At 41.8% G+C, this 16,846-nt stretch carries 16 protein-coding genes; 8 read left to right on the forward strand and 8 right to left on the reverse strand.

What is annotated here, in order from left to right:
- Positions 1–418: 418 nt before the first annotated feature.
- The 3 genes from HWV02_RS08685 to HWV02_RS08695 all read left to right on the forward strand — a co-directional run bounded on the left by HWV02_RS08685 (position 419) and on the right by HWV02_RS08695 (position 3,632).
- Entirely contained in the window at positions 419–1,981 is a 1,563-nt protein-coding gene (locus HWV02_RS08685; RefSeq protein WP_211679305.1) for a methyl-accepting chemotaxis protein, read from the forward strand.
- Between the two features lie 264 nt (positions 1,982–2,245).
- Entirely contained in the window at positions 2,246–3,088 is an 843-nt protein-coding gene (locus HWV02_RS08690; protein ID WP_211679306.1) for a mechanosensitive ion channel family protein, read from the forward strand.
- A 7-nt stretch (positions 3,089–3,095) separates the two neighbouring features.
- Positions 3,096–3,632 carry a GNAT family N-acetyltransferase gene (locus tag HWV02_RS08695; RefSeq protein WP_255547127.1) on the forward strand — a complete coding sequence of 179 codons (537 nt, stop codon included), beginning with the start codon at positions 3,096–3,098 and terminating at the stop codon, positions 3,630–3,632.
- Positions 3,633–3,703: 71 nt separating this feature from the next.
- Here the strand turns inward: HWV02_RS08695 and oleD are convergent, their stop codons facing one another.
- From oleD to HWV02_RS08720, 5 genes are all read right to left on the reverse strand, one after another.
- The gene (gene oleD, locus HWV02_RS08700; RefSeq protein WP_211690193.1) at positions 3,704–4,771 is read right to left on the reverse strand and encodes a 2-alkyl-3-oxoalkanoate reductase; all 1,068 of its coding nucleotides are present in this window, start codon (positions 4,769–4,771) and stop codon (positions 3,704–3,706) included.
- A gap of 25 nt (positions 4,772–4,796) precedes the next feature.
- Positions 4,797–6,533 carry an olefin beta-lactone synthetase gene (oleC, locus tag HWV02_RS08705; RefSeq protein ID WP_211690194.1) on the reverse strand — a complete coding sequence of 579 codons (1,737 nt, stop codon included), beginning with the start codon at positions 6,531–6,533 and terminating at the stop codon, positions 4,797–4,799.
- A 5-nt stretch (positions 6,534–6,538) separates the two neighbouring features.
- Positions 6,539–7,417 (reverse strand): alpha/beta fold hydrolase, encoded by an 879-nt coding sequence (locus tag HWV02_RS08710; RefSeq protein WP_211679309.1) that lies wholly within the window; start codon positions 7,415–7,417, stop codon positions 6,539–6,541.
- A 4-nt stretch (positions 7,418–7,421) separates the two neighbouring features.
- Positions 7,422–8,471: a 3-oxoacyl-ACP synthase III gene (locus tag HWV02_RS08715; RefSeq protein ID WP_211679310.1), complete on the reverse strand. Its 1,050-nt coding sequence runs from the start codon at positions 8,469–8,471 to the stop codon at positions 7,422–7,424.
- Positions 8,472–8,577: 106 nt separating this feature from the next.
- A complete protein-coding gene (locus tag HWV02_RS08720) occupies positions 8,578–9,798 on the reverse strand; it encodes a multidrug effflux MFS transporter (protein ID WP_211690195.1) in 1,221 nt (406 codons plus the stop codon).
- Positions 9,799–10,030: 232 nt separating this feature from the next.
- On the opposite strand from HWV02_RS08720, the gene HWV02_RS08725 reads away from it, so the two are divergent.
- Both HWV02_RS08725 and HWV02_RS08730 read left to right on the forward strand, forming a co-directional pair.
- Entirely contained in the window at positions 10,031–11,071 is a 1,041-nt protein-coding gene (locus tag HWV02_RS08725; RefSeq protein WP_211690196.1) for a Gfo/Idh/MocA family protein, read from the forward strand.
- A complete protein-coding gene (locus tag HWV02_RS08730) occupies positions 11,052–12,539 on the forward strand; it encodes an ABC transporter substrate-binding protein (protein ID WP_211690197.1) in 1,488 nt (495 codons plus the stop codon). The genes HWV02_RS08725 and HWV02_RS08730 overlap by 20 nt, the downstream gene beginning before the upstream one ends.
- A gap of 95 nt (positions 12,540–12,634) precedes the next feature.
- Here HWV02_RS08730 and HWV02_RS08735 read toward each other — a convergent pair whose 3' ends face one another.
- Complete coding sequence (locus HWV02_RS08735) at positions 12,635–12,967, reverse strand: sulfite exporter TauE/SafE family protein (protein WP_211690198.1); 333 nt, start codon at positions 12,965–12,967, stop codon at positions 12,635–12,637.
- Between the two features lie 359 nt (positions 12,968–13,326).
- Between HWV02_RS08735 and HWV02_RS08740 the strand changes: the two genes are divergently transcribed.
- The 3 genes from HWV02_RS08740 to yqfB all read left to right on the forward strand — a co-directional run bounded on the left by HWV02_RS08740 (position 13,327) and on the right by yqfB (position 15,172).
- A complete protein-coding gene (locus HWV02_RS08740) occupies positions 13,327–14,064 on the forward strand; it encodes a hypothetical protein (protein WP_211690199.1) in 738 nt (245 codons plus the stop codon).
- A gap of 120 nt (positions 14,065–14,184) precedes the next feature.
- Positions 14,185–14,829: a DUF2268 domain-containing putative Zn-dependent protease gene (locus tag HWV02_RS08745; RefSeq protein ID WP_211690200.1), complete on the forward strand. Its 645-nt coding sequence runs from the start codon at positions 14,185–14,187 to the stop codon at positions 14,827–14,829.
- A gap of 22 nt (positions 14,830–14,851) precedes the next feature.
- Complete coding sequence (gene yqfB / locus HWV02_RS08750) at positions 14,852–15,172, forward strand: N(4)-acetylcytidine aminohydrolase (protein WP_211690201.1); 321 nt, start codon at positions 14,852–14,854, stop codon at positions 15,170–15,172.
- A 19-nt stretch (positions 15,173–15,191) separates the two neighbouring features.
- Here the strand turns inward: yqfB and HWV02_RS08755 are convergent, their stop codons facing one another.
- Both HWV02_RS08755 and HWV02_RS08760 read right to left on the reverse strand, forming a co-directional pair.
- Positions 15,192–15,827: a TetR family transcriptional regulator gene (locus HWV02_RS08755; RefSeq protein WP_211690202.1), complete on the reverse strand. Its 636-nt coding sequence runs from the start codon at positions 15,825–15,827 to the stop codon at positions 15,192–15,194.
- Positions 15,827–16,588: an SDR family oxidoreductase gene (locus HWV02_RS08760; protein ID WP_211690203.1), complete on the reverse strand. Its 762-nt coding sequence runs from the start codon at positions 16,586–16,588 to the stop codon at positions 15,827–15,829. Before HWV02_RS08760 ends, HWV02_RS08755 begins: the two co-directional genes overlap by 1 nt.
- Between the last annotated feature and the right edge of the window lie 258 nt (positions 16,589–16,846).

Consider the following 16,846-nt stretch of genomic DNA (forward strand, 5'->3'; position numbering starts at 1 on the left):
TCACTAACGCAGTGTAAAATGGTCCATCCAGAATTACGGGATAAAATTGATTCTAAAGGGGTAGAATAAGCGTTAGAGAGGACTTTTTTCCTGCATAGTCATGACCTGCGCATTAGCATCTTCATCTTCAATAGGCCGTATATCGACGATTTTCTTTCTAGATAAAGAAAGCCTCCAATGAGCCATTACAATTGTAAAAAGTAGATTAAATAGCGGTAAACCTCACCTTAAATGAACAAGTTTCAATGTCCTGTAACATAGCATCATGGTATTCTGACTTTTCAATCTATGCTCTGATTTAAAAGCGGGGGTAGAATATTTTAGTTATTGTAGTCTGCTGATTCTAGATGATAACAAGTGGAATGAATACATGGTATTTAATTACTGTAACTGAATGATAACACCAAGGATGTCGTGTATGAAAAATTTAATATTAATAACGGTATTCGTTATGTTTGCGATCGCAGGCATAACAAGTATCACCTCTACTGCTTATATATCGAATCAAAAAATTGATGGCATTATATTAAAAAAATCCCAAGCAAAGGCTGAAGTCATTGCTAAAAACGTTGAGTATGTATTACAAAAGTCTTCCCAGCCATTGGTTGATTTACAAGAGTTAGTACTGTCACTTTCAGAACGTTCAGATATTAGCTACGCGATTTTCATAGACCGAAACATTCAAGCCGTTGCACATAGCGATATAAGCAAGTTAAATAAGATCTATAAAGATAGCTACACTGTAGAAGCTGCAGGGAAAGGCAAGCAAAAATACTCTAAATGGTATGCGGATGTGCAAGACATGTGGGTGTACGACATAATCGTCCCCGTTTATGATAAGAATGGTGAGTTATTGGGTGGTTTTGATATTGGTATCCCAATTTCAGAAGTCGATGATGCTGTAGCAGATATTGTGATGACTCAGTTAATCGCAATCATTGTTATCTTTCTGATATGTGCCTGCGTGTTGATGTGGCTACTGGGTCGATTTTTCAAACCGCTTGCTGGCTTGCAACAGGCATTAGACGATATATCAAAAGGCGATGGAGACCTTACCGTTAGATTACCTGTGCAAGGAACGGATGAAATTGCCCATATTTCTAAAGCATTCAATATCTTTGTGGGTAATATTAATGAAATAATTTCCAAAGTAGTAGATACGGGGTTAGGTATAGGTCGTTCAGCGACTGAACTTCGCAGTCAATCTCAGCTTGGTTTATCAAGAGGTCAAGCGCAAAGCGATCGAACGTTATTAGTCGCAACTTCAATAAATGAAATGATCGCGACTATTAATGAGATATCGCAAAATGCTGCGGGTGCAGCAAATTCGGCTGATGGTGCAAATAGCGAAACTCAAGCTGGGCGTAAAACATTACAAGATTCATCTAATACCATCAATAGCCTTGGTGGTGAAATGAGTAACATGTCATCGGTTATCACAGCATTAGCGGGAAGAACACAGTCAATCGGGTCTATACTCGACGTGATCAGAGGTGTTTCAGAGCAGACTAATCTCCTTGCTCTCAACGCCGCAATTGAAGCTGCCAGAGCGGGTGAGGCTGGCCGAGGTTTTGCTGTCGTCGCTGATGAAGTCAGAAATCTTGCTACTAAAACCGCACAGTCAACCGATGAAATTCAAAGTATGATTAATCAGTTGCAGCATGAGGCCCAAAATGCGGTAGAGGCGATGGAAAGTAGTCGATCTTTAACAGAAGAGGGTACAAGAACCACAGCGCAAGCTCTGGAAGTTCTCGAAAACATATCAGTGCAAGTCATTACTATCCTTGATATGAATACCCAAGTCGCAACTGCTACCGAAGAGCAATCTTGTGTAGCAAATGAAATCAATATGAATATGGATTCGGTCAATAACTCTGTTCAAGAAGGCTTGATCGCTAGCCAAGAGCTAGAAGCGTCTAGTAAAACTCTGGAGCAGCTTGCTCAAACTTTAGACCTTCATGTAGGTTCATTCAAAATATAATATTTAAGGCTTCTAATTCTAGGGGCTCTTTATTATTTTCAGATAGTGAGTGTGACGACGTCACACTCACTATCTAAATATCACGCTCATGTCAGCGGAAAATAACCTCTTTTGTTATCGATAACCTAATCTTATATACAGAGTTCCGTGTCATAGCGGTGATGAGATAAACAGGTAAGACATAGACGTAATCGATCGAACGCCAATGAGCATTGGCAAGCAATATCATTATTCAGGGAATTTAAAGGACTAAAGGACAACAATATGGACGAGATCGCGTTACAAGAAGAGCTAGAACAACTGCAGAACGTGTATACCATCATAACTGAATTTGTGGTGCAATACAGTTTCCAGACTTTTGGTGCGATGATTATTTTCATCATCGGTTTGTGGGTGGCTGGTAAAGTTCAACGCTTTATTGCAGCCCAATGTCTAAAGCATGATGTTGATGTCACCCTGAGCGGATTTATTTCCAATGCTGTGCGCATGCTCGTCATTGTGATGGTCGCAGTGATTGCATTGGGCAAACTCGGGATCAGTGTGGCGCCGTTTATTGCTGCCGTCGGTGCGTTGGCATTGGGTGCTGGTTTGGCCCTGCAAGGTATGCTGTCAAACTATGCAGCGGGGGTTACTATTATTTTAACCCGTCCGTTTGTGGTGGGTCATACCGTCAAAATACAGGGTGTCATTGGCGTGATTAAAGAGATCACTCTCGGGATGACTATCCTCACGAATGAAGAGGGTGATGAAATCAGTATCCCCAACAAGCATATCGTTGGTGAAATTCTGCATAATTCCTTCGAATACATGTTGGTGGAAGCCTCCATCGGCATTAGTTACAACGATGATCCAGAACAGGCTATTGCCACTTTGGGTACAGTGCTGGCTAGCATAGATGCAGTAGCCAAAGATCCTGCCGCGCAAATTGGCATCGAAGCCTTTGGCGATAGTTCAATTAATTTGGGCATACGTTTCTGGGTGCCGACGAAAAACTATTTTGAAGTGAAATACAGCGCTAACCTAAAGATGTTTCAGGCATTGAAACAAAACGGGATCACCATACCCTTTCCACAACGTGAAGTACGATTACTTTCAGAAAAGGTTTAAGCACACTATGATGGAACTTGATGAAGTTAAAATTCGTAGGGCAAAGCCTAGTGAATTGGAATCAATTTATCACCTGATAACTTGCGATGAAGAGTGGACTAAGTTTAATGCTCCTTATTTTCCATATTCAACGCCATCATTGAACGAGTTTTCAAGAAATACCTTCTCACGTTTATGCGATGGTTCAGATATCCAATTAGTTACAGTAAATGACGTGCCAGTTGGTACTGTTAGTTATTACTGGGAATGTGAGTCTACTCGCTGGCTAGAAATGGGGATTGTAATCTACGACTCTAATTTTTGGGGTAAAGGTTTGGCTTATAGAGCGCTACCACAATGGACCCGCTACTTATTCGCTATTTTGGATATTGAGCGGGTTGGTTTAACTACTTGGTCTGGAAATCCTCGGATGATGGCTTGTGCTGAGAAGTTAGGCTTTCAACAAGAAGCCTGCTTACGTAAGGTTCGCTACTACCAAGGAGAGTACTATGATTCGATTAAATATGGGATCCTTCGTAGTGAATGGGAGAATCGAGTCAGCTAAACTAGACTGACTCAGATCTTCCCCAAAGGCGCTTAATAGTCATCTTTAAAGAGACGAAACTTTAAAAACGGTCAAACTTTGATGTCTCCTGATAAAGAGGCTCTCAGACGCTGCATACCTTCGTCAATAGAGACCAGAGGTTGATAACCCAGGTCCGCTTTAGCCGCGCTGATATCAAAGTAATGGCTGGTTGATAATTGGCGTGCGACAAAACGCGTCATCATTGGTTCTTGGGTCTTGCCAAGCAACAGGTATATCTTCTCCAGTACGGTGCCGACTAAGTAGGCCAGTAGTGCTGGTACGCGTTTCGTCACCGGTGGTAAATCAGCACAATGGAGTATTTTATTGAGCATGCTGGCCATCGTGATAGGTTGATCATTACTAACAAAGTAGCTATTACCGGCACAACTTGGCGTGGGTTCGGCGAGCCTTAGCGCCGCCAGAATATGGGCATAGGCGGCATTGTCGATATAGATAGTATCAACCAGTTTATCCTCTTTACCGACTAATTTTAATCGACCGAGTTTGGCTCGAGCAATGACGCGTGGCACTAGGTGCGGATCACCGGGTCCCCAAATTAAATGTGGCCTTAAAGCAACAGTTTTGAGTCTATCGCTATTCGCGGCCAGTACCATTTGCTCGGCAAGCGCTTTGGATTGCGCATAATAATTTAAGAATGACTGGGCGTAAGGTTGCGATTCATTGATCCCTGCCTCGTCTTCGCCCGTAAATGTCACACTTGGGGTGCTGGTATATACTAAGCGCTCGATAGCCAGTGACTGACAGGCCTGAATGATATTGGCAGTACCTTCCACATTAGGTTGATAATAATCAGCTTTCGAACCCCATACACCTGCTTTCGATGCGACATGAAAGACCAAGTCACAGTCCTTCATCGCCGCCGTGAGCGCCGGTAAATCGCTGATGTCGCCTTGCACCATGTTGATACCTAACGTTGATAAGTGCGGATAATGGCCACGGGCGAACCCGGTTACTTTAATTCCGGCCGCACTTAATGCTAGGCAGATACTGGTCCCTAAAAAACCACCAGCACCAGTGACAAATACATGTTTGGTGGTCGCAGATAATGCAGTAAGTGCACGTTGTTCTGCGGGCGGACGTAAACTGAAATTCGTCATATTAAGACCTTGTTTTAGCATACTGTTAACGATTATAAGGTGCTTGTTTTTGTGCCCAAATAGCTAATTTTTCACGAAATATTTTGGCATTGTGGCGAATATCGACAGGAAAATCAGGGTGAATTAAAAACGCGTTGATCGCGGATGTTTGCTGATGTTTATTGCCAATCGCGTTAAGTTCGTTAAATAACTGTTCAGTCGAGATGACAGCATCATTTTCTAATTCGACACACAGTAACGGTATGGTTTCACCTTGGTATTGGATCCCCACCAGTGCGGTACGTTTCACTTGTTCGTGGGTATTAAATATTCGCTCACAAGGGATCGAAAAATAGCGTTGACTCGGCGTGGCTACGCTGTGCGCTTTACGTCCACACATCCATAACTGACCTTGTTCATCAACATATCCCAGATCCCCCATGCGGTGTCGAAACACTGGCTGTGATTCAGTGCTCGTTGGGTCTTTGATCTTGGCTTGTTGGGTGGCGACGTCGCGGCGATAATAGCGCTGACTGACCACTTGTCCTTTCACGACGATCTCACCAATTTGTTGGGTTGGTAAGGTTAAGTCATTATCCCAATCTGTGATGACGTCTTCGCTGATCGCAATAATAGCGATCTCAACATCTTTGATTGGCTGGCCAACGCAGATCCCGCCGCCATTATTGGTAATGTCTTGCATGGTTAGTAGTGCTTTACTGCCAATCTTAGTGAGGGGCAATGACTCTGTGGCACCATAAGAATTCCATACTTCTACATCGGTTTTAAGCAAGCGAGTAAAGCGTGAAATTGACGATAAGGTTGCTGGCGCTCCAGCAGATATCACGCGTTTCAAGCTGGTTAATATCTGGGGTTGACCGTGTTTGCAGCCTGCTTGACCAAGGATCTCGATTAATGCCGGATTAGCAAACAGGTTAGTGCATTGGTATTTTTCAATGGCAGCAAAGATAAAGTTCGGGTTAGCGGTTATCGGTTTGCTGGCATCCATATCTGGAATAATTGACGCCATGCCCAGTGCTGGACCAAATAGCGAGAATAACGGGAAGGTACTGAGATCCCTTTCTCCGGGCTTTATACCGTAATCATCGCGGAGCGCTTGTATTTGCCCTTCAAACATTTGGTGGCTATAAACAACGCCCTTAGGTACGCCAGTACTGCCACTGGTGAATAATATGGCGCACAATTCACTGTTATCAAATAGGGCGATAGGATAAGGTTTAACCTGCTCATTTTGATGTTTATTTGGGGTTAAATTGGCACGATACTCAGTTAATAAACGCTGTAAGCTCATTTGTCCGGTGAGGCGAGACAGTATTTCACAGCCGCCGACGGTCAGGCTACATCTGACACTGTCTTTACCCCAGCCAAACAGTTTACGCGCGATATGGGCTTTGGGAATACCAATGAAAGCATCGGGAGCCGATTCACTAAAACATTGTTTTAAATTGCGGATCCCCATTCCTGGATCAACTAAGATCGGCACGATACCCGCTTTAAATAATGCAAAGGTCAAGACAAAGAAATCAATGCTTGGCGTGACCATTAATACGGCTTTCATTCCTCGTTTTATGCCATAAGCATTTAGCGCATAGGCGAGTTCATCACTTTGCTGATCAAGAGACGATAAATTAATTTCGTCATAAACCAATTGACCTCTACTGCTACGCTGCACGGCGACAGCGAGAGAGTCGGGGGTCGCGAATGCTGCGTGGGAGAGATGGCGACAGAAGTTCATCGCCTCTGAGGTTGCGCTAATTGCCATACAATTCAGCCCTTATCTGTCATGAAATCGGTAATTAGCCCGATAACTTCATCACTGGCGTCTTCAAGAATATAATGACCGCAGTCATCAAATTCATTCACTTGGGCGTGCGGCATGCGCTGTTTCCATTGCGCTAAAAAGTGTTTATCAAACACAAAATCTTTTAATCCCCAGCAAATCAGGGTTGGCACAGTCGAAAACTTAGCCAGACTATCGCTAATATCAGAGACTAGCTGATAATTGCGGTCTTCAGGTTTTAGCGGAATGTCCTGCACAAAACGTAAGGTGGAAATACGGTTACGCCAAGAGTTAAAAGGCGACACATAAGCGCGGCGAACATCTTGGCTCATTGCTTTGCGACGAACGCCAACAATCGAAGCGATAGATGAAAAGGCATTAAAACCACGCACTAAAAACGTGCCGACAACGGTATTACGACAGATCCATAATGGTAGCGGAAACGCTTTTGATAAAGGCAGATGAAAAGCCGCTGTATTTAAGATCACCAGGCGTTTGATCCGTTCTGGATATCGTGCTGCGTAACCCATACCTATCATGCCGCCCCAGTCGTGGACGACTAAGGTGATGTTTTCTTTAATATCCAGATGCTCAAGTAATGCTTCCAGATCATCAATTCGGCTGGTTAAGGTATAGTCGTAATCGTTATCATCGGGCTTATCAGAAAGACCACAACCAATATGGTCGGGTACAATACACTGATAATTGGTGCTTAATGCCGAGACCAGATTACGATAATAAAACGACCAACTCGGGTTGCCGTGAACCATAACGACAGGCTCTCCGGTTCCTTCATTGAGGTAATGATATTGCTGACCGTTACGATCAAGGTAGTTACGTTTAAACGGGAATAATTTATCTAACATAGGGTTACCATTTTAATCCAAGCATCATACAATTTAAGCCACTGCCTATTCCTAAGAAGCTCACGTTGTCACCTTTCTTCAAAAAGCCTTCTTCGTCGGCCATCGCTGCGGTCACCGGCAGTGATACTGTGCCCATGTTCCCTAGGTATTTGAAGGTCGGAAACTCTTTTTCAACCGGAATATTTAAGGCGGTTAGTACTTTCTTTTGGTTGGCTGCGCCCACTTGATGACAAATTACTTTATTGACATCTTCGGGGGTCCACTGGCGTTGCTCTAAAAATTGCTGCCAGGTATCTTGCGCCAGTGCGACGCCTTCTTTGAGTAATTTGACTGCGTCGGTACGCATATATTCACGGTATAACTGAGTATCGATTTCTTTCAATCCCCACTGGCATAGATCGTGATGTTCTGGCGCAGATAAGTGCGTGGCCCCTAATAATTGGTGATTACGAGACCCAGCTAAATTTAAGCTGCCATCGGTAAGTAATATAGCAACGGCACCTGAGCCGCCAGTTAAGGTCGCCAGTGATGTGGCATAATTTCTGATGGTCGGATCGGCTAGCATATCATCGATAGTCACATCAACAATATGACGTGCAGATTCACAAGATACCACTAAACCCGCTTTTATCTGGCCCAATTCGATGCGGTTGGCGATATCTAACATGCCGGACAAGGCCCCTAAACAGGCATTACTAATGTCATAAATGGCGGTGTTATTAGATACGCCCAATTTTGCGGCGATACGGCATGCTGTTGCTGGTTCGTGCTGGTCACGGCAGACACCGGTATATACCACAGCGCCGATATCGCTGACATTGATGCCCGTTTCATCAAGGACTTTTTGTGCGGCAGTTAATGCGCCATCAGATAACATGTAGTCTTTTGGCCACCAGCGACGTTGGCTAATACCAGTGAGTGCGGCAAGTTGACCGACAGGAATTCGTAACTTTTGATATAAAGGAGCTAAGCGGAGTTCTAGTGCTGTACTTGTTATGATCTCTGGAGCCAGTTCATAGGTCAGGCTATTAATAAAAACGCGGTTATATTTCATGGCTAGGTTATTTTGCTCAATTGAGGCGAATTATCGCCTTATTTTAATTACATAAATTACGTTAACGTTATTTGAGCAAGAAAGCGGTGTAGATACAACTAAAAGTTTATTTCGAGTCATGCGAGTTTAAGGGTAAATAGGATTGGTTCATATGCCGATGTCGGCTATGCGTTAATATCAGCGCGATGGTTAAACCTGTGAGTAAATAGAAAACCCCCAAACTTGTTTGATTGTTGATCAAATGTTTGATTAAAAAACCACCGAGCAGCCCGGCAATACACATCTGTACCGATCCCGATAATGCAGATACCGCCCCGACTTGCTTACTGTGTGGTGCCAGTAACATGCTCATCGATAATGGAAAGCAGATCCCTTGTGCTATGGATAGTAAAGTAAAACCAAATATCAGGTTAGGCAACGACATCTCATTAAACACTAACCAACAGCCAGCCATCATCATAATGCTCGATGCTAAGTATATTAGTTGATTGGTAGTGAAGCGTTTATTGAGTTTATTTAAGATCAAGCAGCCCATTAATAATCCTGCAGATGGGATGACCATCACTTCTCCGTACTCTGCTGCACTGAGTTTTAATCCTTCTTGTAATAAGAAGGGTAGCAGTGACACGGATACCAGCGTTGATAAGTAGCCGACCCAGTTATAGCTTGCTGATGAGATCACTTGGTAGTTTCGTGATAAATGCCAGTAGCCACGTAGTGTTTTTCTTATTTTAAATGTTGTCACTGCATGTGGTAACGTTTCAGGTAAGACAAAGTATCCTAAAGTGACAATGGCCGATAGATAAAGCAATACAAAGATAAACACGGATTGCCAGCCAAAATGCCATGCGGCCCAGCCGCCGACAACAGGAGCCAAAATAGGCAGGATAGATGCTGTTATGGACATATAGGACATCGCTTGCGTGAGTTGGCTACCGCTGTAACTATCGCGGAGGACACTGCGGCTTAATACAGATGCGCTACCTGCGCCTAAACCTTGTAATAAGCGACCTGTAATCAGTGCAGTATAGCTGTCGGGGAGTAGCACACAGATTAAGGTTCCGACCAAATAGATACCTTGACCGAGTAAAAATACCGGACGACGACCGATAGCGTCTGACAACGGACCATAGAAAAGCTGTGATAATCCGAAGCCGACTAAAAATAGGGTGACAAGCTGCTGTATGTCGGCTTGGGACACACCAAGATCACGACTTATCAGTGGTAATGACGGCAGGTAAATGCTGACACCGACTTGTCCTGTAGCAATGATCATTATGGCTAAGGCAAGTGGGATTTTGTTAAATGGCGTTTGATTTATTTTCATGTAGCCAGTGTATATTAAGGCTATATGAATGATAATAAGCTTTGTTGGAACGTCATTAAGTCCTTCTGGGACCTAATTGTCTGTCGAAAATAATGTGTTTATAGCGATGTACAATAAAATACATCATTCAGTTCTCGCCCTAAATCATGAACAACTTCTATTATCTGTTCCATATTTAAAGAATGCTTTTGCCTATAAACTCTTAACTCCAAGTTAAATAGTGAGAGAAATCATGGTTAATACAGACAAAAGAGTAAGATGGGGAATCGCTGGATTAGGCAATATTGCGAGGCGGTTTGCTACGGCTTTGAATTACAATAGTCAATATGGCGAGTTATATGCTGTCGCCGCCAGAGATTTAGGTCGCGCTGAACAATTTGGTGAAGAGTTTAAAAGTAACGTGAGCTATGGCTGTTACGACGATATGGCAAAGGATCCTAATGTTGATGCTGTATATATTGCAACGGTACATCCGTACCACTATCCCTTAGTTGAACTATTTTTAACCCATAAGAAGCATGTCTTTGTTGAAAAACCAGCGTTCACCAACCTACAGGATTGGTTATCTATGAAGGCGTTAGCAACAAAAAATGGGGTGATATTATTAGAGGCCATGAAAACCGTTGCATTTCCAGCTTACCAAGAATTGAAGAACTACCTGATCAGGCATAACCTTAAACTGACTTCAATTGAAGCGAGCTTTGGTAATGAGCACGAATATGATCCCGAGTTGTTCATATTTAATCCAAATTTAGCGGGCGGTGCAACGCTCGATGTAGGGGTTTACGGGCTTTGGTTATACTGTGACTTATGTCGGTCGTTAGGGGTTAATGTCCCGGAACCTGTTGTTGAGATGTCAACGCTGGTGGCCGAGTCATACGTTGACACCGATGCTTGTTTTACTTTTACAGGTCAGGTTAACGGAAAAATATCAGCTTCAATTGTGAAAAATTTACCACGGGTCGCGATATTACGTGGTGATCAATTAGCCATTACCATTCGAGAAAAATGGTGGAATCCCAGTGTCATTGATATTGAATATCAAGGAAAAACATTCACCATCGATCATCCAGTAGAGGGGAATGGTTTTGAATTTGAAATCGATCACTTTTCACAGCTTGTGCTTGAAAATAAAACTGAATCTGACATCCTATTGTCAGAAGTAACAGCTCAAGTCCAATCGATTATGGAACATGGGTTAATTAACGCTGGATATGGTTACCTAACTCAATTAGGGGGCTTTGGAACACTGAATGGCAAACTTAAAGCGTAAGCTTGAAATTTACGAACAAATCTTTCAAACATTTGGTCCTGGAGTATCGACTTGTCAAATAAGCCAGATAGCGGCTCTGCTGCATGTCACTGAACGACATGTTCAAACTATACTAAAAAAATTGGTGAGTGTTGGTTGGATTCAATGGGAGGCAAGCTCTGGAAGAAGTAAAAAAGCGATACTTACTTGCCAAGTCGAGCCCATTGATGCTTGCTATGAATCCGCGAGAGGACTAGCCGATGAAGGAAACTTAGATCAGTTACTTAGTATCCTTAGTTTTGGTGGTAGAGATGCAGGAAGGGAGTTTCAATCATATTTAAATGACGCTAGTCAGTCAGCTCGTCGTATTGCTTATATGCCTTTTCATCGAGAGTTAGAAGAGCTAAAACCTCATAAGGTGAAGCGGCGTACGGAACGTTTTTTGGTGACTCAAATTTGCCAATGTTTGACGTCAGTAGAGAAAGGGAGTGTAGTCGGTGATTTAGCTTATCACTGGGTTTCTAATGACAGTGCTACAAGGTGGCAATTTCAAATTCACAGAGGGGTACGTTTTCATGATGGAAGTATACTCACAGCACAAGATGTTGCTCATTGTCTAAATAGGTTAATCCAACATGCATATTGGCATTCGACTTATAACCATATTATTGAAGTGAATGCTGTTTCTGATGAGCAGTTGGAGATTAAATTAAATCAGCCTGATTGGCATCTACCCAGATTACTTTCTCGGGCAGAGTCGTCAATATTTAAGATGACCTCGACGACCACGCGACTTATTGGTTCGGGGCCTTTCTCATTGGCAGTATTCTCTTCTAAAATGCTTAGATTAAGTCGTAATGCTTACTACTCACGTGAGACCTCTATCCTCGACTGGGTTGAGCTGTGGGTTTACCCTGAATGGGCACAAAGCAAAGCGTGTGCACAAAATCAGATTTGCCTTCAGGTACCAGATACGACTGTTACGAGCCAAAGTGACAAATCGGCCTTCTTTTTAATGATCCAAAACCCTCATAAATCGATGATGAAACGGCATATTACTTTTGAAGATACAGCGGAATGCAAGAAACTGTTTAGCAGTATATCAACTGACAATGACCAAGGTATTTCAGTGGATTATGGGGACTACAGTCAATCTGAACAAGTCAGTATTTGTAGTGTTATTGAAGAAAATGATTCATTTAGTGCTTGGTTAAGTTTTTTATTACAGTATCCATTTGAAAATCATGAGTTGGATGTTGGAATACTCGAGGCTTTAGACTCATCTCTTACGTCAATTCGGAACGAGAGAGACTTCAATCAAGCGACAGACTTATTGGCCGCATTGTTCTCTTGGTTAAGTGAGCAAAACGTAGTAAAAGAATTAAAGCATGAGCCTTTTGTACTCGCGTTATCTGAACAAATTAATGGCGCTAACGTGAATGGATATGGCTGGAGTGAACTAAATAAGATATGGATTTCATTAGATTAAAATCCGCGTTAATCATCATATTCCTTCATATTACAGCTTTCTCAAAAATGCCTTCTAGAGAAAGCTGTAATAAATTATTGAACGTATTTGTTTGCTTAAAAAGCCATAAAGATAATTTTTATTGAGCTTAGAAAAACAAATACATTAATACATTTTCTTAAAACAACTTCATTGAGCTTTAATGAGATCATCGCTCCTATTTTTGCGCCGACAAAAATACCAATCAAGGGCACTGCAGCTGAGCAAGAATTTACCTTACCGATAATATAAAATTGTTCAGGTCTGTCTGCTATTAAAAATTGCAGTTTATGATCATCAGAAGCATTATTTTTGCTGGTGGTTTTTAGCATTTTTACCAACATATTAGGAGGGGTTTTACATCCATAGCCGACTGACTCTGAAAACTTAAGTAAGTTACAACTAGCCACTTTTATATCGTCCTTTTTAAATAAGCAGCACTAAGGTGGCAATTGTAAGTGAATATTGTGACGTTTCAGTTTCATTTTTGTTTGTATTAAAAGTTAGAGGTAAGGACATTGATTTGAAAGCGTCTGGATTGACCGTTTCTGCATAGTGACGCTGTGTTCGACCTGTAATATTTACGGACAGTCGCTAACAATTTATGAAGGATCGCCATTTATGGTCATGAGTAATCACGGCCTTATCAAAATTTTTTAAACCAATAAAAATAATACTATTAATTAATAATTAAGTTTGATAGCTTGCACCTAAGTAGTTAAATGTTAACAATTAAAAGTTATATATCATTAACTTAAGGGAATAAACGATGAAAAATGAATTTCAAATCCAATTAATGTCAATTAACCTTATTGACGATTCTGATAATTGGAGCTCAGGTGATTTAAAATGGGCTGTGCATTCTGCTTCGAATGGGCATCCTTTAGATGACCGAGATAATTTAATGCTAACACTGGCAAGCCACGTTGCCTTTTTAGAAGTGGATCCATCACATAATAGTGCATATTTGACTCAAACCCATAGCGTAAGCAGTGGTGAAACCATCGATTGTCTTGATAAAAATTTGACCGATACTTTTCAGATCCCAGCTGTTCATGAAGTGTCTATCCGATGCAGCATGAAAGATATAGATGATAGTCTCAATGGTGGTGATGATGACTTTGGTGAAAAAACCCTTACTTTTAAGAGCGCTGACAATTTCGGTATCAAAAATAATGAAACAGAACGAAATCTGTCTGTAACCTTAGATGGTGCAGGGCGTGCAGTGTTTAATTTCCAACTTCGCCGAATCATTTCAAATGATACAGCTCGCTTCACAAGTGAAGAACTAACACAGATTAAAGCGTACTTGGAAACCTACGACTACGATCAAACGGGATTCATTGATCCTGATGATGGTATGGAACTTGAGTATTTAAGAAGCATTTCTGTATATTGGGAAGAGTGTTTTGATGCATTTATGATGGAAAATGCTGATACAAACAAAGATGGTAAATTTCATATTGATGAAGTGATGGCGTATTTCGCTGCCTTAGAAGACTTTTAGATATTATTTAGTTCGTTAAAAGAATAAGTGGTGGGCCTCAGAGGCTTCACCATGTCATCCTTCTTGTGTTATTGATTTTAAAGTAAATCGCTATAATAAGCTGCTGAGCTTAGGGGATATATGAACATCTTCTTGCATACGTTAAATGCACATGGAAAATTTGATGACCTTTTGACTCGGCTGGATAGTCTTTTTGATGAAGCACTTGAATGTATTGGTGAAAAACTGCCTTTGGATGAAATCAATATTGATGTGGTGATTTCTGAAGGTAACTTTGTCATACCAGAATTTGGTTTTAGCGGTTACAGTCCATCATCTGAACAAATAATGTTGTTCTTTGATTTGAATAATGACAACTTGAATTCGGCGCTTAATACAGAGTTCATACCTAGCCTTAGCCATGAGATTCATCATTGCTTTCGACATAAAGGGGTAGGGTATGGAGACACTCTTCGGGAAGCGTTAATAAGCGAAGGGCTAGCCTGCCACTTTGAAACTGAGCTTAGAAATGGTGATATTCCATTTTACGCCAACGCAATCAACCAAGATATGATTGATGTTTTACATTCAAGAATGCTAAGTGAAACGGCTAATTTAAATTACGATCATAATGCTTGGTTTTTTGGAACTGAACCTGATGCAATACCTCTGCATGCAGGCTATACACTGGGTTATTATATTGTTTCAAAATACATAAACAAAACAGGGGTCCTTGCATCACAGCTGTGGAATGTATCGGCAAGTGAATTTTTTGATGTCACTTAGAACAAGAAGTTAGGTGCCATTGATGAGTCCTTGCATGACGTTTTTCCAGCGGTTGGAACATTCAATTCTGTCGGGTAAAAAGACCGCGACGATCCGTGATAAGTTTGATAGCCATTATGCAGTTGGTCAGGTTCTAGATGCTCGTACTCACGAAGATAGTCGTAAAATATGCCAAATTGAAATTTTGAGTATTGAGCCTGTGAAATTTAGTGAATTAAATCGGACACATGCAAAAGCTGAAAATTTGCCGTTTGTGTGTATTCTTAAGTGGATCATTCGTAAAATTTATCCGGCAGAAGAAAACTTATTTTTCATACGTTTTAGGGTTTTAAATGACGGATAAATTTTAATGTTCGGCGTACCTAGGCTTGCTGTTGATAGCTAGTAACAAGCCGAGCTATATGCGAGCGTAATATGTCTGCAAAATTAAGCTCAAATAACTGTAGTGGTCCTTCTTTAATGACCTCTGCAACCGAACCCACTGAATGGCTCATGTGCCAGCAACCAATTATTACCTGTTGAACCTGCAATAACAGCTCGGTCGCTTGTTCGATACTCAGAGCATAATGTTCACTTATCATTGCGGCATATTGCTCAATGAATTGTAATAACGTGCTTTTGAATTGACGTGCTTCGTCTAGCGTTAAGTTACATTGCAGGGCTGTGTGCATGATCGCACTGAGTTTGCAAAATAACGGGTGCTTAATTAACGTATTACAGATTGAATCAGTCAGTGGCAACTGTCCCATGTCACCGGCTGCTGTCTGGGCTAAGCATGCTATTTCTTGTGTATACACAGCGAGGAACAAGATTTCTTTGTTTCTAAAATAACGGTATAAGGCTGCTTTGGTGATCCCCACATCGGCAGCGATATGCTTTAGGTTAACGTCTTCATAACTGAGCGTTGTAAAACGAGCGGCGGTTACGTCTATGATCTGAGTAAGACGTAACGCTTTTTGCTCTGGTGTCGTCGCGCGGCGTTTAATAATACACTGCATTATGCTTGTAACCATCCCGCAATTTTACGCGTGATGAAGCGGGGTGATACTTTGCCAGCCAATACAGCAACTTGGTTTTTGATACCTGTAACCACAATTGCACTGTGACGGTTTGCTAACGCTTGTTTTGCAACATCTGCTGATGTCATTGCTCCGGCTTTAAATAGGTTTGAATCGGTAATATTGGCTTCTGCGGCAAACTCAGACAAGGTTGGGCCAGGGCAGAGCGCACTGACTGCAATACCTTGATGACGAAGTTCTTCGTGTATCGCTTCCGAGAAAGACAGTACAAAAGCTTTTGTCGCATAGTATACCGCCATATTAGGACCCGCTTGGAATGCAGCGGTTGACGCGACATTGATGATGAACGGTTTCTTCTGTTCACGCATGTTTGGCACTAAACGGTGGGTAAGCTCAACTAAGGTACTTACATTCAATTGGATCATTTGCATTTGGCGTTGCAGTGGTAAGTCTGCAAAGTTACCGCGGTCACCAAAGCCAGCATTGTTAATCAGGCCATTGACAGCAAGGTGGTTAATGCGGATCTCAGTCGCTAATATCTCACTTCCAGTGGGCTCTGCAAGGTCAATCGCAAAGCATTTAACATCAATATCATGTTGGGCTTGTAGCGTTTGCGCTAGCTCTTCTAATTTCTCTTTACGGCGAGCAACTAATACTAAGTTTTGACCTGTCTGCGCCAGTTGTTTCGCGAATTCACTACCGATACCAGCACTTGCCCCTGTTATCACTGTATAACTCATTGCAACTCCTTTTGTATTTGTCATTAGAAAGTGTAAATTGGTTAAATAACCCTGAGTTATTTAATCTACAAGCGCGCCTTTAAAATGTAAATCATAAGATGTGAGTATTTTGTTGATTTGAGAGCTGGGTTTAGCATGCTTTGTTACGTGTGAACAAGGGGTGTTAAAGTTAAATTGTTGATATAATGTGATTTTTAAACTATTTCGTTTAGGTTTTTATAGTGCTTTGTTAGCAAAACGAGATATCGGGGAAGGGGA

The sequence above is a fragment of the Moritella sp. 28 genome (assembly GCF_018219435.1).
In the GTDB taxonomy this organism is placed as follows: Bacteria; Pseudomonadota; Gammaproteobacteria; order Enterobacterales; family Moritellaceae; genus Moritella.